Origin of the sequence: Rhodopseudomonas julia (assembly GCF_030813515.1) — a bacterium.
Classification (GTDB): Bacteria; Pseudomonadota; Alphaproteobacteria; order Rhizobiales; family Afifellaceae; genus Afifella; species Afifella julia.
Map to the genome: position 1 here is coordinate 1,468,505 of NZ_JAUSUK010000001.1, position 25,069 is coordinate 1,493,573.

Annotated in this window: 20 protein-coding genes; 16 read left to right on the forward strand and 4 right to left on the reverse strand. The window is 63.2% G+C overall.

All coding sequences use genetic code 11. The annotated features are described in order from the left end of the window. Positions 1 to 71 precede the first annotated feature (71 nt). Positions 72 to 2,240, forward strand: coding sequence for a primosomal protein N' (locus J2R99_RS06765; RefSeq protein WP_307153680.1), 2,169 nt, complete (start codon positions 72 to 74; stop codon positions 2,238 to 2,240). Between the two features lie 101 nt (positions 2,241 to 2,341). Here J2R99_RS06765 and J2R99_RS06770 read toward each other — a convergent pair whose 3' ends face one another. Next, positions 2,342 to 3,259 (reverse strand): omptin family outer membrane protease, encoded by a 918-nt coding sequence (locus tag J2R99_RS06770; RefSeq protein ID WP_307153681.1) that lies wholly within the window; start codon positions 3,257 to 3,259, stop codon positions 2,342 to 2,344. Between the two features lie 398 nt (positions 3,260 to 3,657). Here J2R99_RS06770 and J2R99_RS06775 point away from each other — a divergent pair, with 398 nt between their 5' ends. From J2R99_RS06775 to ptsN, 7 genes are all read left to right on the forward strand, one after another. Next, positions 3,658 to 4,218: a F0F1 ATP synthase subunit delta gene (locus J2R99_RS06775; protein ID WP_307153682.1), complete on the forward strand. Its 561-nt coding sequence runs from the start codon at positions 3,658 to 3,660 to the stop codon at positions 4,216 to 4,218. After that, positions 4,218 to 5,750: a F0F1 ATP synthase subunit alpha gene (atpA, locus tag J2R99_RS06780; protein ID WP_307153683.1), complete on the forward strand. Its 1,533-nt coding sequence runs from the start codon at positions 4,218 to 4,220 to the stop codon at positions 5,748 to 5,750. The genes J2R99_RS06775 and atpA overlap by 1 nt, the downstream gene beginning before the upstream one ends. A gap of 21 nt (positions 5,751 to 5,771) precedes the next feature. Beyond that, complete coding sequence (locus tag J2R99_RS06785) at positions 5,772 to 6,647, forward strand: F0F1 ATP synthase subunit gamma (protein WP_307153684.1); 876 nt, start codon at positions 5,772 to 5,774, stop codon at positions 6,645 to 6,647. 80 nt (positions 6,648 to 6,727) lie between these two features. Then, the gene (atpD, locus tag J2R99_RS06790; RefSeq protein ID WP_307153685.1) at positions 6,728 to 8,164 is read left to right on the forward strand and encodes a F0F1 ATP synthase subunit beta; all 1,437 of its coding nucleotides are present in this window, start codon (positions 6,728 to 6,730) and stop codon (positions 8,162 to 8,164) included. Positions 8,165 to 8,190: 26 nt separating this feature from the next. After that, positions 8,191 to 8,601: a F0F1 ATP synthase subunit epsilon gene (locus J2R99_RS06795; protein WP_307153686.1), complete on the forward strand. Its 411-nt coding sequence runs from the start codon at positions 8,191 to 8,193 to the stop codon at positions 8,599 to 8,601. Positions 8,602 to 8,746: 145 nt separating this feature from the next. Continuing rightward, positions 8,747 to 9,346, forward strand: coding sequence for a ribosome hibernation-promoting factor, HPF/YfiA family (gene hpf, locus J2R99_RS06800; RefSeq protein WP_307153687.1), 600 nt, complete (start codon positions 8,747 to 8,749; stop codon positions 9,344 to 9,346). 43 nt (positions 9,347 to 9,389) lie between these two features. Continuing rightward, positions 9,390 to 9,860 carry a PTS IIA-like nitrogen regulatory protein PtsN gene (ptsN, locus tag J2R99_RS06805; RefSeq protein ID WP_092812938.1) on the forward strand — a complete coding sequence of 157 codons (471 nt, stop codon included), beginning with the start codon at positions 9,390 to 9,392 and terminating at the stop codon, positions 9,858 to 9,860. A 44-nt stretch (positions 9,861 to 9,904) separates the two neighbouring features. Here the strand turns inward: ptsN and J2R99_RS06810 are convergent, their stop codons facing one another. Continuing rightward, on the reverse strand, positions 9,905 to 10,159 hold the full coding sequence (locus J2R99_RS06810) for a BQ00720 family protein (protein WP_307153688.1): 255 nt from the start codon (positions 10,157 to 10,159) through the stop codon (positions 9,905 to 9,907). Positions 10,160 to 10,558: 399 nt separating this feature from the next. On the opposite strand from J2R99_RS06810, the gene J2R99_RS06815 reads away from it, so the two are divergent. The 7 genes from J2R99_RS06815 to J2R99_RS06845 all read left to right on the forward strand — a co-directional run bounded on the left by J2R99_RS06815 (position 10,559) and on the right by J2R99_RS06845 (position 22,020). Continuing rightward, the gene (locus J2R99_RS06815) at positions 10,559 to 12,478 is read left to right on the forward strand and encodes an autotransporter assembly complex protein TamA (protein WP_307153689.1); all 1,920 of its coding nucleotides are present in this window, start codon (positions 10,559 to 10,561) and stop codon (positions 12,476 to 12,478) included. Beyond that, positions 12,478 to 17,103, forward strand: a complete 4,626-nt coding sequence (locus J2R99_RS06820) for a translocation/assembly module TamB domain-containing protein (RefSeq protein WP_307153690.1) — start codon at positions 12,478 to 12,480, stop codon at positions 17,101 to 17,103. The genes J2R99_RS06815 and J2R99_RS06820 overlap by 1 nt, the downstream gene beginning before the upstream one ends. A 141-nt stretch (positions 17,104 to 17,244) precedes the next feature. After that, a complete protein-coding gene (gene cysG / locus J2R99_RS06825; RefSeq protein WP_307153691.1) occupies positions 17,245 to 18,672 on the forward strand; it encodes a siroheme synthase CysG in 1,428 nt (475 codons plus the stop codon). Beyond that, positions 18,669 to 19,007: a DUF2849 domain-containing protein gene (locus tag J2R99_RS06830; RefSeq protein ID WP_307153692.1), complete on the forward strand. Its 339-nt coding sequence runs from the start codon at positions 18,669 to 18,671 to the stop codon at positions 19,005 to 19,007. The genes cysG and J2R99_RS06830 overlap by 4 nt, the downstream gene beginning before the upstream one ends. 36 nt (positions 19,008 to 19,043) lie before the next feature. Next, on the forward strand, positions 19,044 to 20,702 hold the full coding sequence (locus tag J2R99_RS06835; RefSeq protein ID WP_307153693.1) for a nitrite/sulfite reductase: 1,659 nt from the start codon (positions 19,044 to 19,046) through the stop codon (positions 20,700 to 20,702). Continuing rightward, the gene (locus J2R99_RS06840) at positions 20,689 to 21,432 is read left to right on the forward strand and encodes a phosphoadenylyl-sulfate reductase (protein WP_307153694.1); all 744 of its coding nucleotides are present in this window, start codon (positions 20,689 to 20,691) and stop codon (positions 21,430 to 21,432) included. Before J2R99_RS06835 ends, J2R99_RS06840 begins: the two co-directional genes overlap by 14 nt. A 57-nt stretch (positions 21,433 to 21,489) precedes the next feature. Then, on the forward strand, positions 21,490 to 22,020 hold the full coding sequence (locus J2R99_RS06845) for a DUF934 domain-containing protein (RefSeq protein WP_307153695.1): 531 nt from the start codon (positions 21,490 to 21,492) through the stop codon (positions 22,018 to 22,020). Between the two features lie 8 nt (positions 22,021 to 22,028). On the opposite strand, the gene J2R99_RS06850 is transcribed toward J2R99_RS06845, so the two are convergent. Further along, positions 22,029 to 23,183: an AbrB family transcriptional regulator gene (locus J2R99_RS06850; RefSeq protein ID WP_307153696.1), complete on the reverse strand. Its 1,155-nt coding sequence runs from the start codon at positions 23,181 to 23,183 to the stop codon at positions 22,029 to 22,031. An 80-nt stretch (positions 23,184 to 23,263) separates the two neighbouring features. On the opposite strand from J2R99_RS06850, the gene J2R99_RS06855 reads away from it, so the two are divergent. Then, a complete protein-coding gene (locus J2R99_RS06855; protein ID WP_307153697.1) occupies positions 23,264 to 24,175 on the forward strand; it encodes a sugar kinase in 912 nt (303 codons plus the stop codon). Positions 24,176 to 24,206: 31 nt separating this feature from the next. Here J2R99_RS06855 and J2R99_RS06860 read toward each other — a convergent pair whose 3' ends face one another. Then, positions 24,207 to 24,944, reverse strand: coding sequence for a cytochrome c biogenesis CcdA family protein (locus J2R99_RS06860; RefSeq protein WP_234630112.1), 738 nt, complete (start codon positions 24,942 to 24,944; stop codon positions 24,207 to 24,209). Positions 24,945 to 25,069: the final 125 nt, after the last annotated feature.

Consider the following 25,069-nt stretch of genomic DNA (forward strand, 5'->3'; position numbering starts at 1 on the left):
CGGCGCGCTTGGAAGGCGCTTCGGCGAGCGGTTAGGCTCGTTGAGCGGATCCAACGAAAGCCGAGGCTCGCTTGCCAGATACGTTTCCGCTCCAGGTGCTTCTCCCCTATGCCCTGGAGCGCAGCTACACCTATCTTGCCGACCGCAAGCTCGAACCAGGAACAATCGTGGTCGTGCCGCTCGGCCCCCGCGAAGTGCTGGGCGTCGTCTGGGACGACGAGGCACCGCAGACGCTCAATGCCGCGAAACTGAAGCCGATCGAAGCGGTTCTTCCCGCGTTGCCACTGCCGCGTCCGCTCATGCGGCTGATCGATTTCGTCGCCAACTACACCTTATCGCCGCCGGGTATGGTGCTGCGCATGGCGCTGCGTGTGACGGCGGCGCTCGCCCCGGAAAAGCCGGTGCCGGCCGTACGCGTGACGGGGATGGCGCCGGAACGATCGACGGCCGCGCGCCAACGTGTTCTCGAATTGGCAGGCGACGGTCTTGCCTGGTCGAAAAGCGGTCTGGCCACAGCTGCGGGCGTATCTGCCTCGGTGGTCGACGGGCTCGTCAAACAGGGCGCGCTGGAGATGGTGCTTTTGCCGCCGCGCCCTGTCACGCGCCCTCCGATCCCCGATTTCGCCCCACCGGAGCTCTCCGACGCGCAGGCCGAGGCCGGCGCGCAATTGCGTGTGCTGGTGCGTGATGAGGCATTTTCGGTCGCCCTCATCGACGGCGTGACCGGCGCCGGCAAGACCGAGGTGTTTTTCGAGGCCGTGGCGGAGGCGTTCGAAAAGGAGCGTCAGGTCTTGATCCTCATGCCGGAAATCGCGCTGACGTCGCAGGCTCTTGAACGCTTCGCCCGTCGTTTCGGCACGCCGCCGGCTGAATGGCATTCGGAGATGTCGCCGAAATTGCGCGAACGCGTCTGGCGCGGGGTCGCCGACGGGACGGTTCGCGCCGTCGTTGGCGCGCGCTCGGCGCTCTTCCTGCCGTTTTGCGAACTCGGCCTCATCGTTGTCGATGAAGAACATGACGGCGCCTACAAGCAGGAGGAGGGCGTCATCTACCATGCGCGCGACATGGCCGTCGCCTATGGCCATCTCGCCGGTTTCCCGGTGGTGCTGTCGTCGGCGACGCCTTCGGTCGAAAGCCGCGTGAATGCACAGCGCGGGCGCTACCGGCATATCCACCTCGATCGACGCTACAGCGGCGCAGGCCTGCCCGATGTCGCCGTGGTCGATCTGCGCGAAGCCCCGCCGGAGCGTGGCCGTTCGCTGTCGCCTAAGCTGATAGAGGCTGTCCGTCAGACACTCGCGCAGGGCCATCAGGCGCTTCTCTTCCTCAATCGCCGCGGCTACGCACCCCTGACCCTCTGCCGCAATTGCGGCCACCGTTTCACCTGCCCGAATTGTTCGACCTGGCTCGTCGAACATCGGTTTCGCGGGGTGCTCGCCTGCCATCATTGCGGCCACGAAGAGAGGCGGCCGGAAACCTGTCCCGCCTGCGGCGCGGAGGAAAGTCTCGTTGCCTGCGGGCCCGGGGTGGAACGGCTGCAGGAGGAGGCGCTCGATCTCTTTCCGGAGGCGAGAAGCCTCGTCTTGTCGAGCGACCTTGCCGGTGGCGTGCAGCGGCTGCGGCTGGAGCTTGCCGCCGTCGAAAAAGGCGAGGCCGACATCATCATCGGCACGCAACTCGTCGCGAAGGGCCACAATTTTCCGAATCTTACGCTCGTCGGCGTCGTCGATTCTGATCTTGGCCTGGCGCAGGGCGATCCGCGCGCGGCGGAGCGCACCTTCCAGCTTTTGACTCAGGTCGCGGGCCGGGCCGGACGGGCCGGCCAGTCAAGCCGGGCTTTCCTGCAGACCTGGCAGCCCGGCCATCCGGTCATGACGGCGCTGGCGGGCGGCCAGCCGGAGGCTTTCTTCGAAGCCGAGGTGGAGAGCCGACGCCGGGGCGGTCTGCCGCCGTTTTCACGCCTCGCCGGCATCATCGTCAGCGGGCCGGAGCGCGCGGCGGCACAGGAACATGCGCGGGCGATGGCACGGGCTGCGCCGCGCGAAGAGGGGGTGGAGCTCCTGGGTCCAGCCGAAGCGCCGCTGGCGCTCATCCGCGGCCGCTATCGCTTCCGGCTTCTGGCCCGTGCGGGCTCGTCGGCCCAGTTGCACCGCTGGCTGCGAGCCTGGCTCGCCGCGGCCCCCAAAGCCCGTGGCAGCCTCAGGGTCGCCGTCGATGTCGACCCGCAAAGCTTCCTCTAAGCTTCGCGATCAGAGATCGTGCCTTGGTCTCCTGGCACGATGCGGGGCGATAACGATGATTTGAGGACTTGGGCGGTGGGTTCTCTGCGGTTGTAGGTTCTTCAGAAGGTGACGGCCGCCTGTGCGGTCACGCCGAACATATCGACCGACCAGTCTTCGTCCTGGGCCGTGCCGCCGGCGGCAATGTTCTCGAAATGCGCATTGCCGTCGGTCTCCATGTGCCAATAGCGGCCGCCGAGGCCGAGCGTGAAGCTGTCGTTCAGGCGGTAGTTGACCATGCCCTCCAGCTGATAGCCCCAGCCGGTGCCGGTCTCTGGGATCGAACCGGCGAAGTCGGCGCGAAGATGATGCGAATCAGCGCCATCGAGATAGACATAGGGGAGAAACGCACCCTCAGCGCTCACCAGGATGCGATCACCGATGAGAGCATCGGCCTTGATCCCGATGCGTGCCGAATGCCAGTCGTTCTCCTGCGAGATGACCTTCGTTGAGGGCGCGACTTGGCCGCTCGCGCAGATAAAGGGATTCTCCGCCTCCTGTTGGCAGCCATAGGCATGCACCTGCTGGCGCAGCCAATTGTAGCCGGCAAAAACACCGAGCCGCATATTCGGCCGTTCGATGAGATATTTGCCGCCGTCGATGGTCACGTAATAGACGTGGCCATCGTCCTGGTCGCTGTCGGTGCTGGAATAGGGGTCGATATAGGGCGCGAAATCCTCATCCTGCAGCGAACCGCGCAGGCTCCAGCCTAGGCCGGCATTGCCTTTCGTGAAGAGCCCGTCATCGGTGATTTCCCCATAGACCTCGCCGGCATGGGTATCGAGATCGTCGTAGGTGAGGCGGGAGAGCCTGATATCGCCCGTTGGATCGTAGAGTGTCTTTTCGGTTTTGCCGGTCGCGTACCAGTATCTTGTTCCGAGCGTCGCGCTGTAGGAACGGTCCAGTGCGCCGGGCTTTCCGGAAGCGCCAAAATCTGCGGCGAGAGCAGCACTGTGAAACGCCGCGAGGCCAAACCCCAAAGCGCAAGCGAATCTTATTTTCGTTCCGGCTCCAAAACGCATTTGCCGCCCCCAGACTGCGTGTTGCGGCGATAAGCAATGCGACGAAAGGTTAAAAGAAATGGTTAATCATTTCTCTCGGCCTGAAATCGCAAAGGTTACCGTTTGCTTGGGAGGCTTCTTCGGGCGCGCGAGCGCCTAGCTACCGGCGCTTCCAGAGCGCTCGGCGGGAGCGAACCTTTCGTAGGGGGTGGCGGCGTTTGTCGGGCTGCGAGCCGCTCGCCGTGTTGCACCCCCCAAAACGCTGTGCTAAGGGGCCCCCGGCTTGGCATGAGGGGGGCCCCGGCCCCTCCACGGTTGTCTAAACCCACCTGCTTCCGGAGCAACGATCCGGAGCTCTAGCAAGAGATAGGAAACGCGTGGCGGACTCCTCCTCCCCTGTATCTGGCGTGGCTGATCGGTATGCGGCGGCTTTGTTTGAGCTGGCGCTGGAGGAATCGGCTATCGAACAGGTCGAAACCGATCTCGATCGCTATACGCAGATGCTCGACGAGAGTGCCGATTTCCGCAGGCTCGTCGAAAGCCCGGCTTTCTCCGCCGAGGATCAACTCGGCGCGATGAAGGTGCTGAACGAACGCGCAGGCATTACTGGTCTTGCGGCGAATTTCGTCGGCGTCCTGGCGCAGAACCGGCGGCTGTTTACGCTGCCCGGCGTCATCCGGTCGTTCAAGCGGCGTGCCGCGGAGCATCGCGGCGAGGTGACGGCACATGTCACTGCGGCGCAGGCCTTGAGCGAGGAGCAAAAAAGCGCCCTGAAAGCGGCGCTGAAAGAGCGCCTCGGCAAGGATGCCAATCTCGATCTCAAGGTCGATCCTGCGATTCTTGGCGGCCTCGTCGTCAAGCTCGGTTCGCAGATGATTGACACCTCGCTCAGGACCAAGCTCAACATGATGAAATCACGTCTTAAAGAGGCCAGCTGATGGATATTCGGGCCGCAGAGATCTCCTCGATCCTGAAGGAGCAGATCAAGAATTTCGGCAAGGAAGCCGAGGTCACCGAGGTTGGCCAGGTCCTGTCCGTCGGTGACGGCATCGCCCGCGTCTACGGCCTCGACAAGGTTCAGGCCGGTGAGATGGTCGAGTTCGACGGCGGCGTCCGTGGCATGGCGTTGAACCTCGAAGAAGACAATGTCGGCGTCGTCATCTTCGGCTCCGACCGGGAGATCAAGGAAGGTTCCACCGTCAAGCGGACCGGCGCCATCGTGGAAGTTCCGGTGGGCAAGGGCCTGCTCGGCCGCGTCGTCGACGGTCTCGGCAATCCGATCGATGGCAAGGGCCCGATCGATTCGACCGAGAAGCGCCGCGTCGACGTGAAGGCGCCGGGCATCATTCCGCGCAAATCGGTGCATGAGCCGATGTCGACCGGCTTGAAGGCCATCGACGCGCTTATCCCGATCGGTCGTGGCCAGCGTGAGCTCATCATCGGCGATCGCCAGACCGGCAAGTCGGCCATCATTCTCGATACGATCCTCAACCAGAAGCCCGCCTGGGACCGCAAGGACGAGGATCGGATCCTTTATTGCATCTATGTCGCCGTCGGTCAGAAGCGTTCGACGGTCGCGCAGTTCGCCAAGACGCTCGAAGAGCGCGGCGCGCTGGAATATTCCATCATCATCGCGGCAACCGCGTCCGATCCGGCGCCGATGCAGTATCTGGCGCCGTTCACCGGCTGCGCGATGGGTGAGTTTTTCCGCGACAACGGCATGCACGCCCTGATCGCCTATGACGATCTCTCTAAGCAGGCCGTGGCCTATCGTCAGATGTCGCTGCTCCTTCGTCGTCCGCCAGGACGCGAGGCTTATCCGGGTGACGTCTTCTATCTGCATTCGCGCCTCCTGGAGCGCGCTGCGAAGATGAACGACGATTACGGCTCGGGTTCTCTGACGGCTCTGCCGGTCATCGAAACGCAGGCGAATGACGTGTCGGCCTATATTCCGACCAACGTCATCTCCATTACCGATGGTCAGATCTTCCTGGAGACGGATCTCTTCTACCAGGGTATCCGTCCGGCGGTGAATGTCGGTCTGTCGGTGTCGCGTGTCGGTTCGTCGGCTCAGATCAAGGCGATGAAGCAGGTTGCCGGTTCGATTAAGGGTGAGCTTGCGCAGTACCGCGAAATGGCGGCGTTCGCGCAGTTCGGCTCTGACCTCGACCGCGCCACGCAGCGTCTTCTCGATCGCGGTGCGCGTCTGACGGAGCTCTTGAAGCAGCCGCAGTTCTCGCCGCTCAAAACCGAGGAGCAGGTCGTCGTCATCTATGCAGGCGTCAACGGCTATCTGGACAAGATCAGGGTTGTGGACGTGCGTCCTTTCGAGGACGGGCTCCTGGTTCTGATGCGCAACGAGCACCAGGATGTGCTCGACCAGATCCGCACCGAGCAGCAGCTTTCGGACGAACTCCGTGAGAAGCTGACGGCGATCCTCGACAAATTCGCCAAGAATTTCGCGGCGTAAAGCTCTGAGGAGAAGCGGCTCATGGCGAGCCTAAAGGACCTACGCAACCGTATCGCCTCGGTTAAGGCGACGCAGAAGATCACCAAGGCCATGCAGATGGTGGCCGCGGCGAAGCTGCGTAAAGCCCAAGAGGCGGCTGTCGCGGCCCGACCCTATGCCGAGCGCATGGAAAAGGTGCTCGCCAATATCGGGGCCTCGGTCGCCGGCAGCGAGAGCGCACCCGCGCTCATCGCCGGAACGGGCAAGGACGACGTGCATCTGCTCGTCGTCTTTACCGCCGAGCGTGGCCTCGCCGGCGCTTTTAATGCCTCGATCGTCCGCAAGGCGCGCCTGGATGCGCGCCGACTCGTGGGCGAGGGCAAAACGGTCAAGCTCTTTCTTGTCGGCAAGAAGGGCAACGACATGATGCGCCGCGAGTTCGAAAAGGAAATCGTGGATCGAACGGACTTCCGCGGTGTGCGGCAGTTCGCTTTCAGCGATGCGCTCGGGGTGGCCGACAAGCTCCTCGCGATGTTCGACGAGGGCGCCTTCGACGTCGCGACGATCTATTATTCGCGATTTGAATCGGTGATCACGCAGGTGCCAGTCGCCCAGCGGGTCATCCCCGTCGATCTCGGTGATGTGGAGGAGGCCGACACCTCGCTGCATTACGAGTATGAGCCGGACGAGGAGACGATCCTCGCCGATCTGCTGCCGCGCAATCTTGCCGTGCAGATCTTCCGGGCTCTTCTGGAGAATGCCGCCTCCGAGCAGGGCGCGCGTATGACGGCGATGGACAATGCGACCCGCAATGCCGGCGAGATGATCGACAAGCTGTCCTTGTCGTACAATCGTCAGCGGCAGGCCCAGATCACGACCGAGTTGATCGAAATCATCTCCGGTGCAGAATCGCTTTAACGCGCCGATGAACGGCGGATATAAGAGATCAGTCCTGGGTTCGTGCGAGCGGCGCCCCGGGAGAGGACAAGGATAAAGGCATGGCTGAGACAAACATGGGACGCGTCGCGCAGGTGATGGGCGCCGTGGTGGACGTCGAGTTCGACGGCGAGCTGCCGGGGATCCTAAACGCCCTCGAAGTGGACAACCATGGCAACCGTCTGGTTTTGGAAGTGGCGCAGCACCTGGGCGAAAACACGGTGCGCACCATCGCCATGGATCTGACCGAAGGCCTGGCGCGCGGCCAGGAAGTCAAGAACACCGGCCGTGCCATCGCGGTGCCGGTCGGTGACGAGACGCTGGGCCGAATCATGAACGTCATCGGCGAGGCGATCGACCAGGCGGGTCCGATCAACACGACCGAGACGCGCGGCATCCATCAGGACGCGCCGTCCTATATGGAGCAGTCGACCGAATCTGAGATTCTCGTCACTGGCATTAAGGTCATCGACCTTCTGGCGCCTTACGCTCGTGGCGGTAAGATCGGCCTCTTCGGCGGCGCCGGCGTCGGCAAGACGGTGCTCATCCAGGAGCTGATCAACAACGTCGCCAAGGCGCATGGTGGTTATTCGGTTTTCGCCGGCGTGGGTGAGCGCACCCGCGAAGGTAACGATCTCTATCATGAGATGATCGAATCCGGCGTGAACAAGGATCCGAAGGAAAACAACGGTTCGACCGAAGGATCCAAATGCGCCCTTGTCTATGGCCAGATGAACGAGCCTCCCGGAGCACGTGCGCGTGTCGGCCTCGCCGGTCTGACGGTCGCCGAATATTTCCGTGACCAGGGACAGGACGTTCTGTTCTTCGTCGACAACATCTTCCGCTTCACGCAGGCGGGTTCGGAAGTGTCGGCGCTTCTCGGCCGTATTCCTTCGGCCGTGGGCTATCAGCCGACGCTCTCCACCGATATGGGTGCCTTGCAGGAGCGCATCACCACGACGACCAAGGGTTCGATCACCTCGGTGCAGGCCATTTACGTGCCTGCCGACGATCTGACCGACCCGGCGCCGGCCACCTCCTTCGCCCACCTCGATGCGACGACGGTGTTGAACCGCGCCATTTCGGAAAAGGGCATTTATCCGGCGGTCGATCCGCTCGATTCGACCTCGCGCATGCTCGACCCGCGCATCGTCGGCGAAGAGCATTACGAGGTCGCCCGTTCGGTTCAGGAGATGCTACAGCGTTACAAGTCCTTGCAGGACATCATCGCCATTCTCGGCATGGATGAGCTTTCCGAAGAGGACAAGCTGACGGTGGCCCGCGCCCGCAAGATCGAGCGCTTCCTGTCGCAGCCGTTCTTCGTGGCGGAAATCTTCACCAACACGCCGGGCAAGCTCGTCGACATCGCCGACACGATCAAAGGCTTCAAAGGCCTGGTCGCCGGTGATTACGACGATCTGCCGGAAAGCGCCTTCTACATGGTGGGCACGATCGAAGAGGCGCAGGAGAAAGCGCAGCGTCTGGCCGAGGCGGCTTAACGCGGCTTTCAACCGGGGAGCCTTAAATGGCCGAACCATTTCAATTCGATCTCGTCACGCCTTCTGCCCTCCTCGTTTCGGAGGAGGTGCAGCAGGTGGTCGTGCCGGGGCAGGAAGGCTTCTTCACGATGCTGCGGCAGCACGCGCCGTTGATGACGACGCTGAAGCCTGGCTTCCTGGAAGTCTTGAAGGCTGGCGGCGAGACACAGCGAATCTATGTGCGCGGCGGTTTTGCCGATGCGACGCCTGAAAGCCTCACCATCCTCGCCGATTTCGCGGTGCCGGAGACGGAGCTCAATTCCGATATCATCGACGAGCATATCCGTGAGGCCGAGGCAGAGCTTGAGGCGGCGGCCGGCGACATGAGCAAGTATCCGGTGGCGCATAAGCGCGTCTCCGATTTGCATGATGTGCGTCGCTGGATCATTCCGGCCTAGGCGCGGTTACGCGGCGATGCTGCGCCGCCACAAGCAACAAGATTGACACGCTCGGGGGAGGCGCGTAACGCTCCGCGTGACCGCCTCTGCCGACGCTTGTATGCATCCGGGCCCTTGAGCCCATTCAACTGGACCTTTCTTAGCGATGGCATTGAAGATATCCGGCAAAAACGTCGATATCGGCGAGGCTCTGCGATCTCGGATCGAAGAGACCGTCGAGGCAGCGGTGAAGAAGTATTTCGACGGCGGCTATGCTGGCCACGTCGTGGTGGCCAAAAATGGCCGCAACTTCCACACAGATTGTTCTCTGCATCTGGATTCTGGGGCCGTCTTCGAGGCGAGCAGCACCAGCGCTGATGCCAATGACGGTTTCGATGCTGCGGCTGAGAGGCTTGAGAAGCGCCTGCGGCGCTACAAGCGCCGCATCAAGGATCATAAAGGCAAGCCGAGCCACAAGCTTGCCGGAGCGGCTGCCAACGCTTTCATCATCGAGCCGCCCGATGAAGAAGAGGAAATCGGCGAAGAGTATGCACCGGCGATCGTTGCAGAGACGACGACGGAAATCCGCCGCATGACGGTCAGTTCTGCGGTGTTGCAGCTCGATATGACGGACGCACCGGTCGTCGTCTTCCGCAATCATTCGCACGGCGGTCTCAACGTCGTGTATCGTCGGCCCGATGGCCATTTCGGCTGGATCGATCCCGTCTTGAACGAGCCTTCCGAGCCGAACAACGGCGGAAGCTGACCGGGGCGTGGTGCACCTCGGCGATCAATCTTGGTGAATCCTCATGGATCTAAGCGACCTCCTGAAGCCTGAAGCAGTTGTGCCGAACCTCAAGGCCGTCAGCAAAAAACAGGTCATTCAGGATCTCTGCGCCAAGGCCGCGCGCCTGACGGGTCTGTCGGAACGCGAATTGTTCGACACCATCTTGCAGCGCGAGCGGCTTGGTTCGACGGGTGTTGGGCAGGGCGTTGCTATTCCGCATGGCAAGCCCCGACAGATCGACAAGATCACCGGCGTCTTCGCGCGGCTTTCAAAGCCGGTCGATTTTGAATCGCTTGATGATCAGCCGGTCGATCTCGTGTTTCTGCTGTTGGCCCCGGAAGGTGCCGGAGCCGACCATCTGAAAGCGTTGGCACGCATTGCGCGCGTGCTGCGGGACGGTCAGGTCGCCGCCAAACTCCGCGCCACCACCGACCCGGATGCGATATACTCGCTCTTGGTCGATCGCAGCACGTCGTCCCAAAGCGCCGCCTGAGGCGGCCCGTCTGGGCGCATAGCTTCGAAGTTTACGGCAAAGCGTCAGTGGACGCTGAGCGGTTCCAGATCGTTGCTGCGGGCGTTGGCAAGGGCGGCGGCACGCGAATCCGTCAATAGGATCGGCGTTCCGTCTGCTGTCAGGAGTGCCCAAAGCTCAAGTCCCGGCGCAAGCTCCGGCGCAGAAGGGAAGAGGCTCGCCACGTCGTCCGACTTGACCGGCCGGACATAGGCGATTTCACCGCCTCCGAACTGAGCGAATGCGGCAGTGTTTGCCTTATGCTGTTCGCAATCCGTCATCTCGTACTCCTTTACGGCCGTGCTTGCGGCCGTGTCCTTCTATGAAGCGACCTTGCGGCCGGACCCGAAGCGGCGTGCCGGACGCTATCGGAATATGGGAACGCGACCGGGCCCCCACAAGAAGCATGCCGGCATGGGCTGAGGCTGGTGTCAGCGCGCGATCGGCGGCCGTACATACTTGTGCGATTGTGAAAAACTTAATCATATTGATGGCTTATTAGGCCCGCTTGCAATCAGTGCCGGTGCGGCGAAAGGGTCACACTTCTTGAAAGCCTTCCGGGGATAGCTGTCGCCATCTTTTTGGATCGTCTAGATTTATTTGGCGTGGCGGGCGCGTGTGAGTTCAGGGTCGAGCGCAAAGTGCATGTCGGGAATACATATTTGAGCTGGTGCCCGCGGATGAACCTTCGTCCCCGCTTCGGTCTTGGGCGAACCGTGCGTGCCGGCCTTATGGCCGGATGCGCGTTTTTCGCATTTCAGGCGCCCGCGGCCCAGGCTTTCGAGCTATTCGGTTACCATCTCTGGGGTGGAAAGGAGCCGGACGAGACCGTTCTCGAACCGCAGACCTATACGCTCAACCTCACCGTCACGCCGGACGACGATGGCATCGCCGATCGGATCCAGAATGCCTCGCAGCTCTACGGCAAGCGCGAGGAGCCGGCGGCTGGGACTGCCGGTCTCGTGTCCCGCGCCCGGGGCGATTACGCTCGCATCCTGACAGCCCTCTATGCACGTGGCCGTTATGGTGGCGTCATCACCATCACGATCGCTGGGCGTCCCGTCGACCAGATCACGCCCGATGTGACGCTTCCCGCCGATGTTCCGGTGAAAGTGAATGTCGATCCGGGCCCAATTTATCACTTCGCCGCGATCGACATCGTCAATCCACCCGATTTCAACACCCGCGAGACGCATCGGATCGATACGCCTCAGGAACTCGGCCTGACACAGGGCGCGCCCGCGGAATCCGGCGCGATCCTGAAATCGGAAACGAGCCTGACCAATGCCTGGAAGCAATTCGGCTATCCCAAGGTGAAGGTGGAGCGCGAGATCGTGGCCGATCATGCGACCCGCACCGTCGATGTCCGGCTCGCCGTCGATACCGGGCCCTATGCGCGCCTCGGTCGGGTAAGCGTGAGCGGTACGGAGCGCATGAATCCGGGCTTCGTCGGCTATATGACCGGGATCAAGGGCGGAGAAGAATATGATCCCGACAGGATCGATCGCGCGCGCGAGCGTTTGCGTCGACTCGAGGTCTTCCGTTCGATCACCATTCAGGAGGCGGAGGCCGTCGGATCGGACGGTTTCATGCCTCTCTCCGTCCGGGTTGCGGAACGCAAGCGCCGGCTGATCGGCGGTGAGGCAAAATACTCGACCATCGATGGCGCGACGCTCGGCGCCTATTGGGTCCATCGCAATCTCTTCGGCCATGCGGAGAGGCTTCGCATCGAAGGCAGTGTGTCCGGCATCGACGGCGCCGATTACGAGAATTTCGATTATATGCTCGCCACGACCTTCACGCGGCCGGGCATCTTCACGCCGGATACCGATCTCGTCACCAATGTCACCGCCAAGCGGGAAGACAACGACACCTACAAAGAGCAGAGCATCTCCGGCCAGGTGGGCATCACGCACCGCTTCACCGAAGATCTCAGCCTCGATACGGCGGTGAAGCTGGAACGTTCGCGCATCGAGGATGCGCTTGGGATCAATCATTATCTGATCGCCTCGCTGCCGACGAAGCTCGAATACGACACTCGCGACAACAAGCTCGATCCGGCCGAAGGCATTCACGCAACGCTGTCGGGCGAACCGTTTTACGAGTTCTACGAGGAGTATCCGGCCCTGCGGTCGCAAGCGGAGCTGGCGACCTATTATAGCTTCGACCGGCGCGGCTATTACGTGCTGGCAGCGCGTGCCAAAGCCGGCAATGTCGTCGGCCCGTCGATCGAGGATCTGCCGGCGAGCCGTCGTTTCCTCGCCGGCGGAGGCGGATCGGTGCGTGGCTATAGCTATGAGACGATCGGCGTCGGACTGCCAAACGGTGAAACAACGGGCGGCAAGTCGCTCCTGGAGGGCTCGCTTGAATTTCGCGCCCGCGTCACCGATTCGATCGGCGTCGTGCCCTTCGTCGACATCGGAACCGTGAGCGAGGACGCCATTCCGGATTTCTCCGAAGATCTGAAAATCGGCGTCGGCGTCGGCCTTCGCTACTACACCGGTCTCGGGCCGATCCGCGTCGATGTGGCCATGCCGCTCGATCCCGGCAAGGACGATTCCGATTACGCCATCTATGTCGGCATCGGGCAGGCCTTCTGATGAAGAAACGGACCACCCTTCTTGCTTCTCTGGCGCTTGTGGCCGTCGTCGGCGCTGCAAGCTTCGGCGTGCCCTTCGCGCTCGCGCAAGAAAACGACAAATCCTGGCTGCAGAACTTTTTGGAGAGCAAGCTCTCCGCTCCGGGCCGGCAAATCTCCATCGGTGCCATCAGCGGCACTCTTTCCTCAAGCCCGTCCATCGCCTCGCTCACCGTCTCCGACGACGCCGGTCCCTGGCTGACGCTGCAGGATGTCTCCGTCTCCTGGAACCGGGGCGCGCTCTTGCGCGGTCGCCTCGACATCGACAGCCTCAACGCCGCCTCTCTCAATGTCGCCCGTAAGCCCAATCCCGGGCCGGAAACGACGCCTTCCTCCGATTCCGGCGGCGGGGGCTTTTCTCTGCCGATCGACGTCACCATCGACGAAATCGCCATCCCTCAGATCCATCTGGGGGCGCCTGTCATTGGACAAGAAGCCGACCTCAGTCTGACGGGTGCTGCGGCCGTCACGTCGGACGAAACGTCGGCCTCGCTTCAGGTCGAGCGCCAAGACGATCCAGGTGGGAGCTTCAACGCCAAGTTCAGCCTGGTGCCCGGGCAGAACGTTCTCGACATCGAGGCGAGCTTCGATGAGCCGGCCGGCGGTCTCGTCAGCACCGCAGCCGGAATCCCCGGCGCGCCGCCGCTGGCCTTTTCGATCGATGGCGAAGGCCCTCTCAATGATTTCAAAGCGCAGATTGCGCTGAGCGCCAAGGGCGAAGAGAAGATCACTGGCCAGGCCGCCGTCCAGCGTCAGGATGCGGCCTACCACATCACGGCCAACCTATCCGGCTCACTTTCGGGGCTTGCAACCGGCGACAGCGCCCAGCTCCTCACGGGAGAAAGTCAGCTTGCCGTCGACGTGTTGCGCAGCGACGATGGCCGGATCAGCATCCGTCGTGTCGATCTCGAAAGCCAAAGGGTCAATCTTTCCGCGACCGCCGAGCTCGCAACCGACGGCTTCCCGAGCCAGGGTAAGGTCAACCTCAGCGTCAACGAGGGCCAGTCGGCTCCGCTGTCTTTGCCGGGCTACAACGGCGAGGCGTCGATCGGCGGGCTCACTGTCACGGCTTCCTTGAGCGGAGACGCGCAGAAGAGCTGGCAGGCCGAAATCGCGGCCCGGAACGTGACGCATCCGCGGGGCAATCTTGCCAGCCTCAACGTCAGAGGCTCCGGCCAGGCGCAGTCGCTCGGCGATCCGCAGGGGCGCCAGGCGACCTTTGATGTTCAAGGACAGGCGGAAGGAATGGAGCCCCGCGATGTGGCTCTTGCACAAGCCCTCGGGCGGGCGATCAGCCTCAACGCCAAAGGCCGCTGGCAGGCGGGTTCGCCCGTGCGCGTCGAAGAAAGCCGCGTCGTTGCTGGAAATACCGAAGCGAGTTTTACAGGCGCAGCCTCGCTGCGCTCGGTCCTTGGCCGTGCTGCTTTATCGACGGCTGATCTTTCGCGCTTTTCCGGCCTCGCCGGGCAAGATCTTGCCGGCGCCGTTGATGTCGACGCCAATGGCAGCGTCGACCTCAAATCGATGGGCTTTGACCTCACCGTCGGGGCGAACGGTCGGGGGCTCGAGGTCGGTATCGCAGCCCTTGATGCCCTTCTCACCGGTCCGGTGCGCCTCGAAGGCGGTGTGGCGCGCAACGAGACCGGGGGCTTCACTTTCCGTGATCTTCACCTGAATTCAGACGCGCTCGTCGTGACGGCCGATGGCAGCTACGCTGCCGAAGCCGTCGATCTCGCATTGCGTGCGGAGATCGATGATCTGGCCCGCGCCACCGATCGCGCGCGGGGGGCCGCACGCCTCGTCGTCGACATTTCCGGCACCCAGGCGGCGCCACAAATCTCCGCCACGGCGACGGGCGACAATCTCGTCATGATGGACAAGCCGCTCACCGGCGCCAAGGCCAGCTTCAACGGCACGGTTGCAGGCAGCAAGGTCGACGGTGAGTTCTCGCTTGCCGGCAATCTCGGCGGTGTGCCGCTCGACGGGTCGGGGCGCATCGCCTCGCTCGAGGGCGGTGTCCGGCAGCTGCAGGATCTTTTGGTCACGGCCGGAGCCGCGAAGCTCGCCGGCGACGCCGCTATGCGTGCCGACGGTCTTGTCTCGGGCGATCTCAGCCTCAACGCGCCAAACATCGACGCAATCGCCCCGCTCTTCTTGATGGAGGCCGAAGGCGCCGTCGATCTCGACATTGCGCTGTCCTCCGATGAGGGCCAGCAGGATGCACGGGTTTCCGGGACGATCGACAATTTGAAACTCGAGCAGGCCTCGGTCACCTCCGGGCGCATCGACCTGTCCGGACAGAACCTTCTGCAAGCGCCGGCTTTGCAGGGTATGTTCGACTTTCGCGGCATTCGCGCCGGTGGTTTCGACGTGCGCAGCCTTGAGGGAACCGCCGAGCAGACGGAAGGCAATACGGATTTCCGGGTGATCGCCGACACGGCCGATGGTGGGGGACGGTTCGCCGGCCAACTTCAGCCGACAGAAAAGGGCTTTGCCGTCAATCTCGAGACTCTGTCCTTCTCACATCAGGGTGTGGAGGCCGAGCTGCAACGTCCGTCACGCATCGTCCTCGAAAATGGCACGGTCGGCATCGACGATCTGGCGCTTGCCGCGGGCGGCGGCCAATTGACCGTCAATGGCTCGGCCGGCAACGAACTCGATCTCCAGGTCGTGCTCGATGCGGTCAATGCCGCGGTCGTCAACGCTTTCGCGCCCGATCTCGACCTCGCCGGCACGATTTCCGGTCAGGCGAAAGTCAAGGGAACTTCGGCGCGGCCGGAACCCGCCTTCGACGTCACCTGGCGCGGCGCGACTGCCGCCCCGGTTCGGCAGGCCAATGCCGGTCCCTTCGACATTTCGGCCAAGGGCAATTACGTCGATGGGTCTGTCGACATCGATGCTGCGATCAATGGCCGACGCGGCGAGCGTCTTGAGGTCAACGGCACGGTGCCCGTCTCGGGCGCCGGCCGCATGGACGTGAATGCTCGTATCGTCAGTCTGCCGGCTGCGGCGATCAATGCGATCCGCCCCGATCTCGGGGCCGAAGGGAACATCACCGGCACGGCTAGCGCAAAAGGTACGCTCGCGGCACCGGCAGCCCGCTTCGATCTTTCCTGGCAGAACGCCTCATTGCAGCAGACGCGGTCCATCGGTCTCGGTGCGTTGACGCTTTCCGCCATTGGCGCCTACGACAACGGCACTGTTCGCTTGCAGAACAGCCGCATCACGGGCAGCGGCGTCGAACTCGCCATCAACGGCAGCGTCGCGGTGACGGGCGGCCAGAGCCTCGGCCTTCGCGTTACCGGCACAGCGCCGCTCGAACTCGCCAATACGTTTCTGGCAAGCCGCGACGCCGCGCTCAGCGGACGCGCGCAACTCGATGTCGGCGTGCGCGGTGCGCTCACCTCGCCGCAGATATCCGGAACCGCGACGACGAGCGGGGCCACCTTCGCCGATCCGGAAACAGGGACCGTCCTGCGCAACATCCAGCTGCGGGCGAATTTCACCGGCGACCGCGTCGTCGTCGAAAGCCTCAACGCCCAGTACGCGCCCTCCGGCACGCTTTCTGGCTCAGGTTCCGTCGGCCTTTCCGGCGGCTATCCGCTCGATCTCACTTTGACCGTGCGCAACGGCCGCTATTCCGACGGTGATCTCGCGACGGCGCGCTTCGATGCGGATCTTGCAATCACCGGGGCGGCGCTCTCAGGGCCGACGATCGGCGGCGAGGTGCGGCTTCAGCGTGTCGATATCACCGTCCCCGAAAGCCTGCCGGGCGGGGCGCTCGCGCTCGACGTGGAGCACCTCCATGCGACGGCGGCGATCCTGCGGACGGTGCATCAGGCGATGCCGCGCTCGCGGCCGGCCGATGGCGCCGACACTGGCGGCGGCGTCAACCTCGATCTCGTCATCAACGCTCCGAACCGCATCTTCGTGCGTGGCCGTGGCCTCGATGCCGAGCTCGGCGGCCGTGTGACTTTGCGAGGATCGACGTCCAACATCATCGCGACCGGCGGTTTTCAACTCGTTCGCGGGCGCCTCGACATCCTGACGAAGCGCATCACCATCGACAGCGGCGAGGTCAATTTCATTGGCGATCTCGATCCTTATCTCGATTTCTCCGCCACGACCGATAGCGGCGATATCACGGTGACCATCTCGATCACGGGGCGTGCGTCCGATCCGGGGGTGACCTTCTCGTCTGTGCCGCAGTTGCCTCAGGACGAAGTCCTGGCCCAGCTTCTCTTCGGCCATTCGCTCGCCGATCTGTCACCCTTCCAGATAGCGCGTCTGGCGGCGGCGGCGGCAGAACTCGGCGGGCTGACCGAAGGTCCGGGTCTGTTCGGCCGCCTGCGCGAGGCGACCGGGCTCGATGATCTCGATATCGTCACGGACAGCGAGGGCAACACCGCCGTCCAGGCCGGGCGCTATATCAGCGACAACATCTATCTCGGCGTGCAGAGCGGCACGGGAGCCGATTCGACTAAGGTGACGATCAATCTCGATGTGACCAAGGGCGTGAAGGTGCGCGGTGAGCTTGGAGCGGAGGGCGATTCCGCCCTCGGTATCGCGCTCGAACACGAATATTGAGGAAGCCCGCATGGGCTTCCCCTGTGCTTCGTACCGTTAGAACCAGTTTCTTTGTTTCTGCTGTTTATCGCTCAGACATTGCTTTGAAAGACGGAGATCGCGTGATCCTATAGAACAACATTTCGTTCTAAGGGGCATCCCATGGTCGTCTCCAGGTCCGACAAGCTGCATGTCTTCCCGGCCTTCCACAAGGTGACGGGCAGGCGTGTCCTGATCGTTGGAGGGGGCGATGAGGCGGCCGCAAAGGTCCGGCTGCTCGGGGAAAGCGTCGCGGAGATCTCGGTCGTCGCGGCCGAGCTCTCGCCGGCGCTGCGGGAGGCGATCGTCTCGACGGGCGCTTGTCATCTTCCGCGCGACTTCGAGGCATCCGATGTCGAGGGCGCCGTTCTCGTTTTTGCAGCCTCGGGCGAAGAGGTGGAGGATCGCCGCGTCGTCGCGGCGGCTCGGGCGCGGGGCATCCCTGCCAATGCGGTCGATCGGCCGGACATCTGCGACTTCTATACGCCCGCTCTCGTCAACCGGGCGCCGCTTGCCGTTGCCATCACCACGACGGGCGCAGCGCCGGTGGCGGCGCGGCGGTTGCGGGCGCGACTCGAGACGATGCTGCCGCGCGATTACGGTCGTTTCATCGCCTTTGCTGATTCCCTGCGGGGGTGGGTGTTTTCGCGGCTTCGCGATGGCGCCGCGCGCCGCCGTTTCTGGGCCGGCTTCTTCGACAGTGCGGCGCTCTCTTTGTTTTCGGCGGACGATCGGGACGGGGCGGTCCGCGAGGCCGAGCGCTTGATCGACCATGCGGCTATGCCCGCCCGTGGTTTCGTGTCGCTCGTCGGCGCCGGGCCGGGCGCGGAAGACCTTCTTACGCTGCGGGCGCAGCGTGTGCTGCAGGAGGCCGACATCATCTTTCACGACGCGCTGGTGCCGGAGGCCGTCATCGCTCAAGGCCGCCGTGATGCAGAGCGGGTGAATGTCGGCAAGCGCAAAGGCTGCCATGCGAAATCCCAGGAAGAGATCAATCGCCTGCTGATCGCTGCCGCGCGAGAGGGGTGTCGTGTGGTGCGGCTCAAGGCCGGCGACCCGATGGTTTTCGGTCGCGCGGGCGAAGAACTCGCGGCCCTGCGTGCTGCGGGTATCGCCCACGACGTGGTCCCCGGGGTGACGGCGGGGCTTGCTGCAGCGGCGGACCTCGAGCTGCCGCTGACGCTCCGGGGCACCGCGTCCTCGCTCGTCTTTACCACCGGCCATGACATGCACGGCGAGGCCTTGCCGGATTGGGCGCGGCTCGCGGCCGGCGGTGTGACGCTTGCGATCTATATGGGCAGGAGCGTCGCCGCCGATATCGCGGCGCAGCTTGCCGACGCCGGCCTCAGCGCGGATACGCCCGTTGCGGTCGTCGAAAATGCGAGCCGAGCCGACAAGCGCATGCTGGTCGGCACGCTCAATGATCTTCCGGCACTTGCCGGCCGTGACGACCTCTCTGGGCCGACCCTGGTCGTCGTCGGCGAGGCGGTCGCCGCCGCGCGGCTCGAACGTGCCGAACCCCTCCACATTTCAGAAAGGCTCGCAGCATGAGCGGCAAGCGTCAGGACCTTCAGGTCATCACGGCCAACCGTCTTGAAGATGGGGCAGTCGTCTGGCTTGGCGCCAGCGGTCGGTGGCTTGAAAATATCGGCGAGGCCAAAGTCTTTGCGCCGGAACAGGCCGCCGAAGGCCTTGCTGCCGCGGCGGAGGCTCTCTCTCGCCAGGAGATCGTCGGTCCGGAGGCCATTGCCGTCACTCAGGCGGACGGCCAGATCGTGCCGGTGCGGCTGCGTGAGCGCATCCGGGCGCAAGGCCCGAGCATCCGCCCCGACGTCGGCCGCCCTCACGCCGGCCCCGCGGCGAAGCTTTTCGAAGACGCGGCCTAAACCGCTCTGTCCTTTTTCTCAGCGAACGGAACTCTCATGTATCGCTACGACGAATTCGATCACCGCTTCGTGCAGGAGCGGATCCGGCAATTCCGCGGGCAGGTGGAGCGGCGGCTTTCCGGTGAACTTTCGGAAGACGAGTTCAAGCCGCTGCGGCTGATGAACGGCGTCTATCTGCAGCTTCACGCCTATATGCTGCGCATCTCCATCCCCTATGGCACGCTTTCTGCGCGGCAGATGCATATGCTCGCCCATATCGCGCGCACCTATGATCGCGGCTACGGGCATTTCACCACCCGCCAGAACCTTCAGTTCAATTGGCCGCGGCTCGTCGATATTCCTGCGATTCTCGACGACCTCGCGAGTGTCGAGATGCATGCCATCCAAAGCTCGGGCAATTGCATTCGCAACGTAACGGCCGATCATTTCGCGGGTGCCGCCGGCGATGAGGTCGCCGATCCGAGGCTCTATGCCGAAATCCTCCGGCAATGGTCCTCGATTCATCCCGAATTTTCCTTCCTGCCGCGGAAGTTCAAAATCGCCCTCATCGGGTCGGAACGCGACCGCGCCGCCATCCAGACCCACGATATCGGCCTGCAGCTGAAGCGGGACAAATCGGGCGCCCTCGGCTTTGCGGTCTATATCGGCGGTGGCCAGGGGCGCACGCCGATGATCGCCAAGAAGGTGCGCGATTTCCTGCCGGAGTCGGAGCTTCTCGCCTATGTGACGGCAATCCTGCGCGTCTACAATCTGCACGGGCGGCGCGACAACAAATACAAGGCGCGCATCAAGATCCTCGTTCACGAGACAGGCACCGAGGAATTGAAGGGCGAGATCGAACGCGAATTTGCCGAGCTTCAAGGCAGCGACCTGACCCTTCCGGGCGACGACATTCGCAAGATCGACGCGTATTTTGCCCTTCCCGCCCTTGAGGCACGCCCCGCTCGTTCGGAAGGGTTTGAACGGGCGCGCGCCGAGGATCCGATTTTCTCCCGCTGGGTGGACCGGAATGTCGAAGCCCACAAGCTGCCGGGCCATGCCATCGTGACGATCTCGTTGAAATCGATCGGAGCGGTCCCGGGTGATGCTTCCGCCGATCAGATGGATGCCATCGCCGATATCGCCGAGCGTTACGGCCACAGCGAAATCCGTGTCAGCCACGAGCAGAATCTCGTCCTGCCGCACGTCGCACTCGACGATCTCAAAGCGGTCTACGATCAACTTGTCGCGATCCGGCTCGCGGAAGGCAATGCGGGATTGATCACCGATATCATTGCCTGCCCGGGGCTCGATTACTGCGCGCTCGCTAATGCGCGCTCGATCCCGGTGGCGCAGAATCTTTCCAGACGTTTCGGCTCAGCGGAGCGACAGCGTCAAATCGGGGAATTGAAGATCAAGATTTCGGGCTGCATCAACGCCTGCGGCCACCACCATGTCGGCCATATCGGCATTTTGGGGGTGGAGAAGAAGGGCCAGGAATTCTACCAGATCACGCTCGGGGGGTCTGGCGATGAGACCACCACCATCGGCGAGATTGTTGGCCGGGGATTCTCGTCCGAGGAGGTAGTTGATGCAGTTGAAACCCTGGTCGATCGGTATCTCGATCTTCGGCTGGATGAGAGCGAGAGTTTTCTCTCCGCTTACCGGCGGCTGGGGCAGGAACCCTTCAAGGAGGCGCTCTATGCGACCGTTTGAGCCTGGAACAGGATCAGCGGGGCGGGGCCGTGCGTGGGATGGCGATGTCGCCGCTCACGCTGCCGACCTTGAGACGCGGTACGGCGATGCGACACCGCAGCAAATCCTGCGCATCGCGCTCGACGAATTCGATCCGAACGATATCGCGGCTGTGACGAGCTTCGGCGCCGAATCAGCCGTCTGGCTGCATATGTTGTCGGAGATCGAACCTTCGACGCCGGTGCTTTTCATCGACACCGGCAAGCATTTCCCGGCGACCCATCGCTACCGCGAGACGCTGATGGAGACGCTCGGTCTCAAGGATGTGCGGCTGATCAAGCCCGACCCGGAAGACCTCAGCCGTGAAGATCCGGTCGGGATGCTGTTTTCTCAGGACGCCGATCGCTGCTGCCATCTGCGCAAGACCCTGCCGCTTGCCGGTGCGCTTCAGCCCTTCTCGGCCTGGATGAACGGGCGCAAGCGCCATCAGAGCACCACCCGGGCGCGCATGCCGGCCTTCGAGGTCGATGGGCCGCGGCTCAAGGTCAATCCGCTCGCCAGTTGGGGCCCTCAAGATATCCGCGCCTATTTCGAGCGTTTCGACTTGCCGCGCCATCCGCTGGTGGCAGAAGGCTATCCGTCGATCGGCTGCATGCCGTGCACATCACGCATCAAGCCTGGCGAGGACGAGCGGGCAGGACGCTGGCGCGGGCGCGACAAGACCGAATGCGGCATCCATCTCGCTCCGTAATCCAAATCCGGTCGTTGATGGAAGCGACCCTCAGGCACTGGCCCTCAGGAAATGATCATGAGTGATGAGACGCGCCTCTGGCGCAAGGGCGGTTTCGCCGTCGATGAATGGCGTATGCTCCAGGCCGATGAGCCCGTGATGGCACAAGACAAGATCATCCTGCCAGCCGCCCGCCTCGACGAGATGGTGGCGGAGGCGCGCCTTATGCCGATGGGTGCGCTTTTGAGCGCAGGTGAACCGATCGATCTCCTCTTACCGCATTTGGCGGGCCTGGAACTCGTGGCGCTCGATTTCCCGTCTTTCACCGATGGACGCTCTTTTTCGAAGGCTGAGATCTTGCGCTCCCGCCACGGCTTTGCCGGCGAAATCCGCGCGGTGGGCGACGTCCTCATCGACCAGATCCCGCTGATGCTGCGCTGCGGCTTCGACAGCTTCCTGGTGCGCAACAAGCCAACGATTGCGGCACTCGAGCGCGGTCCGCTGCCGGGCGTCGATCTCTTCTACCAGCCCGGCCAGGGTGCCGAGACGGCTGCGGGCGGCCGGTCCTGGGCGCGGCGCCCGGCGATCCGTGAGGCGTCTACGCTCTGATAGGACGCTCAGATTTTGCGCTTGCGGAACCGTGAGATGAGGCCGAAGGCGGTATTTGAGGTGATCAGCACGATCAAAATGCGTGCGATGTGATGGGTCGCCACAAAGGCAACCTCCACCTGCAGCGAGAGGGCGACCAGGCTCATCTCCGTCAAGCCGCCCGGCGAATAGGCGAGCATCAAGGCGAGCGCGTCAAAGCGCGTAAAGTGCCCGATCGTGTAGGCAAAGCCGTAGGTCACGGTGAGCAGGATCACGGTCGAACCCAACGACAGAAGCATCACTTTTAGGACGGTCGCTGGCGGTGTTGAGCGGAAGCGGCAGCCAATGACCGTGCCGAGAACGAGCTGCGCGGCAATCACCAGCCCATAGGGCGGCACGAAATGCGTGACGCCGGAGAGATGAATGGCGGCGCTTACCGTCATAGGGCCGATCATTTCCGGCGAGGGAAAGCGCAAGAGGCGTCCGATGATGACGCCCAAGACGGCCGAAACGAGGAACCAGAAGGCTCCCTCGATGAAGGGTGTCCCCGCTCCGGCCGTGCCGGTTCCGCTCGTGATCGTCTCGCCGGAAAGCCATTCGACCAGAAACGGCAGCGTCATGACGACGAGAAGGATGCGCGCGGCATGCACGAGCGCGATCATGCCGCCGTCGCCCCCGCGCTCTTCCCCGAGCACCGTCATGACGACGAGGCCTCCCGGCATGCCGGAGAAATAGGCCGTGACCCAGTCGAAGCCCGCCACCACACGAAAATAGGTGATGCACAAGACCGCGGAGACGGCGACGAAGAGGACGAGCCCGAGAAGCGTCGGGATCCAGTCGGCCAGATGGCCGATCAGATCGGGACGGAAGCCTGACCCCAGAAGCACGCCGATGACGATGATCATTGGTGGGCGCACGATGGACGGTGCTGCGATCGGCGCCTTCAAAAGCGCTCCGATGGTGCAGAAGGTCATCGGGCCGAGCATCCAGGCGAGCGGCAGGCTGAAATGGGCGAAGAGCGAGCCCCCGGCGCCGCCGAGAGCGAGCGCGGTGATGAATTTGCGATAGGGGAAGCGCTCGCGCTTAAAAGGCCCGAGGCTGGAGGCGAGGGCGCGGCGATATCGGGGAGACGCTGGCTGCGTCGGGGAGGCACCGGAGTGGTGAGAGGCGGGCTTGTCAGACAATCCTTTGGTATTCCACAACGATTTCAGGAAGCTCGGGGGACGGCGCCATATCAGGCGCCGGAGAGGAGGAGAGGATCGAAATGGGTGTGCGGGTGCTGTCGATCGGCGAATGCATGATCGAGCTATTCAAAACTAGCTTGGGTTCCTACGCCATCCAATATGGCGGCGATACCTTCAATACGGCCGTTTATCTCGCACGCGAGGGGGTAAAAACGGGCTATGCCACGGCCCTTGGTGGGGATGATCCGTTCAGCGGTGCGATCGTGTCACTCGCTCAAGTCGAGGGCCTTTCCACGGATGCCGTCCTGCGTGTGCCGAGCCGGTTGCCGGGCCTTTATGCGATCGAAACTGATTCGGCTGGCGAGCGGCGGTTCTTCTATTGGCGGCAGAACGCTCCGGCACGCGAGCTCTTCGAACTTGAGGAAAGCGTGCGGATCGAGGCCGCGATGGAGTCGGCGGAATGGATCTATTTCTCCGGGATTACGCTCGGCATCTACTCCGACGCGGGGCTCGAGCGCTTCGAAGCCGCGCTGAGACGTGCGCGGCAGGCGGGCACGAAAATCGCCTTCGACGGCAATTATCGCCCGGCCTTGTGGGCGGGTGATACCGAGCGGGCTCGCTCTGTCTTCCGCCGCTTCCTGCCGCTTGCCACGCTGCTTCTGCCGTCCTGCGACGATGAAAAACTGTTGTGGGAGCTCGACTCTGATGGAGATGTCATGGCGGCCCTGCAGGATTTCGGGGCCGAGGAAATCGTCTTGAAGCGCGGCGATGCGGGCGTCCTCGTGCGCCATGGTGGTGCCGAGAGCGAGGTTCCGATCGGTGAAAAGGTTGTGCCCGTCGATACGACGGCGGCGGGCGACAGCTTCAATGCGGCCTATCTCGCCGCCCGTCTGCAAGATGCCGAGCCCGAGGCTGCCGTGGCACGGGGACAGGCGCTGGCGCGCCGGGTCATCATGGTGCGCGGCGCGCTCATTCCGCGAGAGGCAGCCTGACGCCGGCGGCCGCCCGGAGCCTGGGGCAACCTCAGCCGATCGTTTGCAGGGAGGGGAAAGTCTCCAGGAGCCAGTAGGACAGGCTCGCCATGTCGCCGGTCAGGAAAAGAATGCCGGTCAGAACGAGAAGGCCGCCCATTGCCTTTTCCACCGTCGCCATGTGGCGGCGGAAGCCGGAGGCCCAGCGCAGGAAGGGGCCGGCGAAGAGAGCCGCAATCAAAAACGGCAAGCCCATTCCCATGCCGTAGATGAAGAGAAGAAGCGCACCTTCAGGGGCGGAACCCTCGCGCCCTGCGAGCGCGAGGATGGTCCCAAGAGCCGGGCCGACGCAGGGGGTCCAGCCAAAGGCGAAAGCGAGACCGATCAGATATGCGCCGAAGAGCCCCGGCGGCTTCTCCCGCACCTGGAAGCGTGCCTCGCGATAGAGGAATCCGAAGCGCAAAAGCCCCAGGAAATGCAGGCCGAAGCCGATAATGACGACGCCTGCAACGATCGCCAGCCAGTCCTTATATTCCGCCAGCAGCCGGCCTATGCCGGAGGCCGTCATGCCCAACAGCACGAAGACCGTCGTGAATCCCAGCACGAAGGCGAGGGCGGCGGTGAAGACCTTGCGCGTCAGCCCGGAAGGAACGTCCCCCTGACCTGAAAGCTCATCAAGAGACACCCCGGCGATAAAGCACAGCGAGGCCGGAACGATCGGAAGAACGCAAGGCGAGACGAAAGATAAGAGGCCGCCGATAAAGGCGCCGACCCAGGTGATGTCGAGCACGGTCTGTCCTCTGGAATGCGAAGGTTGCGCCCGGCGCATTCAGCGCTTGGGCAAAGTTTGAAGTTCCTCTACATATGGCTCTGATGGCGATAAAAAGAGATTCAAGAGAACGTTATGGTACCGCG

Coding starts and splice junctions, on each gene's coding strand:
- J2R99_RS06835 (WP_307153693.1), top strand. CDS start 19,044: ATGTATCGCTACGACGAATTCGATCACCGCTTCGTGCAGGAGCGGATC.
- atpA (WP_307153683.1), top strand. CDS start 4,218: ATGGATATTCGGGCCGCAGAGATCTCCTCGATCCTGAAGGAGCAGATC.
- J2R99_RS06815 (WP_307153689.1), top strand. CDS start 10,559: ATGAACCTTCGTCCCCGCTTCGGTCTTGGGCGAACCGTGCGTGCCGGC.
- ptsN (WP_092812938.1), top strand. CDS start 9,390: ATGGATCTAAGCGACCTCCTGAAGCCTGAAGCAGTTGTGCCGAACCTC.
- cysG (WP_307153691.1), top strand. CDS start 17,245: ATGGTCGTCTCCAGGTCCGACAAGCTGCATGTCTTCCCGGCCTTCCAC.
- J2R99_RS06845 (WP_307153695.1), top strand. CDS start 21,490: ATGAGTGATGAGACGCGCCTCTGGCGCAAGGGCGGTTTCGCCGTCGAT.
- J2R99_RS06810 (WP_307153688.1), bottom strand. CDS start 10,159: ATGACGGATTGCGAACAGCATAAGGCAAACACTGCCGCATTCGCTCAG.
- atpD (WP_307153685.1), top strand. CDS start 6,728: ATGGCTGAGACAAACATGGGACGCGTCGCGCAGGTGATGGGCGCCGTG.
- J2R99_RS06830 (WP_307153692.1), top strand. CDS start 18,669: ATGAGCGGCAAGCGTCAGGACCTTCAGGTCATCACGGCCAACCGTCTT.
- hpf (WP_307153687.1), top strand. CDS start 8,747: ATGGCATTGAAGATATCCGGCAAAAACGTCGATATCGGCGAGGCTCTG.
- J2R99_RS06840 (WP_307153694.1), top strand. CDS start 20,689: ATGCGACCGTTTGAGCCTGGAACAGGATCAGCGGGGCGGGGCCGTGCG.
- J2R99_RS06785 (WP_307153684.1), top strand. CDS start 5,772: ATGGCGAGCCTAAAGGACCTACGCAACCGTATCGCCTCGGTTAAGGCG.
- J2R99_RS06855 (WP_307153697.1), top strand. CDS start 23,264: ATGGGTGTGCGGGTGCTGTCGATCGGCGAATGCATGATCGAGCTATTC.
- J2R99_RS06820 (WP_307153690.1), top strand. CDS start 12,478: ATGAAGAAACGGACCACCCTTCTTGCTTCTCTGGCGCTTGTGGCCGTC.
- J2R99_RS06795 (WP_307153686.1), top strand. CDS start 8,191: ATGGCCGAACCATTTCAATTCGATCTCGTCACGCCTTCTGCCCTCCTC.